General features: G+C 46.6%; 1 protein-coding gene. It reads left to right on the top strand.

Annotation, left to right across the window (positions count from 1 at the left end; genetic code table 11):
* Window positions 1-231: 231 nt before the first annotated feature.
* The coding region (locus AC1DPZ_RS27115; protein WP_477409372.1) for an AAA domain-containing protein at window positions 232-1,470 on the top strand (1,239 nt) is incomplete at its 3' end.

Genomic DNA, 1,470 nt, shown 5'->3' with positions numbered 1-1,470 from the left:
GGCCAGCACGATGGACAATTTAAAACAACAACTAATTCAAGGGCCTTGGCAAGGTTTATTTTTAGCACCATCGGCGGTCTACGAGTGTCGGCACGGGCGGGAGCCGGCAGGGAGGTATTGGAAGATATTGTGACGGTGGCTTTGTCTGCCTTACATTAAGTTTGATGAATTGGCGGTTAGCTTTTAGCCTTCCGCATTAAGCCTTTAGCTTTTATATTACCTTTGCAGCCGATGGATTATTTTAAAAAGCTGCTCGATCTGCTGAACAAAGAAAAAGAAGAAGACCGCAGTGCTTACCTCAAACTAACAGAAAATACCTCGGCAGCTGATCGCCGGGCGCAGGGCCTTAGCTGGTACCCTATTGCTATCAGGAATACAGAGCCCGGCCGGGGCGATTATATTAGTGTAGAAGCAGAACGTACCACACACCAGGATCTATCGCACCAGCTTAGGTTTGGTGTGCCGGCTGCTTTATTTTCTAACCACGATCCTAAAAACGACCGCGTAGAAGGCATCATAACTTACCAGGCCGGCAACAGGCTCAAGATCACTTTATATGCTGATGAGCTGCCCGACTGGAGTGGTGATGGCAAACTTGGTATCGACCTGTTATTTGATAACAACAGTTATAATGAGATGCTGAAAGCCATTAAACAGGCATCAGCATTAAACGAAAAACCGAAAGAAGGCAGGTTGGTGAATATACTTACCGGCAAAGTACCTGCTGCTTTTGCCCCGGTTAATATACCTGTTCCTATATCCCGCTTAAATGTGTCACAGTTAGCTGCCGTAAATAAAATTGTTGCCGCGCAGGACCTGGCTATTGTTCACGGTCCGCCGGGCACGGGTAAAACAACAACATTGGTTCAGGCTATCAACTTATTGGTAAAACAAACTCAAAAACAAATACTGGTAGTTGCAGCCAGCAATACCGCTGTTGACCTCTTGAGCGAGAAACTTGCAGATGAAGGCCTAAACGTTTTAAGGATAGGCAATCCAAACCGTGTTTCAGAAAAACTGGTGGCCTTAACACTCGATAGCAAAATGACCGGACATGCGGATAATAAATTGATCCGCACCCTGAAAAAGCAAGCCGGCGCGTACAAGGATATGGCCCATAAGTACAAGCGCAGTTTTGGCAAAGCGGAGCGCGATCAGCGTAAAGCACTTTTTAATGAGGCGCATAAGATCATGAAGGACGTAGCCCTTACCGAGCAACATATTATTGATGACCTGGTAAGCAAAGCGCAGGTGATTACTGCTACACTGGTTGGCTCCAATCATTATACCATTCGCGATGTAAAATTTGATACCGTTGTAATAGATGAGGCCGGCCAGGCTCTTGAACCAGCCTGTTGGATCCCTATCCTGAAAGCTCAAAAGGTAATTTTAGCGGGCGACCATTTACAGCTTCCTCCTACTATTAAATCACCCGAAGCTGCCAGGGCAGGCTTGAGTACTACCCTGCTC

Source organism: Mucilaginibacter sp. P4_G9 (genome assembly GCF_056400985.1).
The sequence above is the reverse complement of the archived record's forward strand: the minus strand, read 5'-3'. Positions and strand labels throughout refer to the sequence as shown.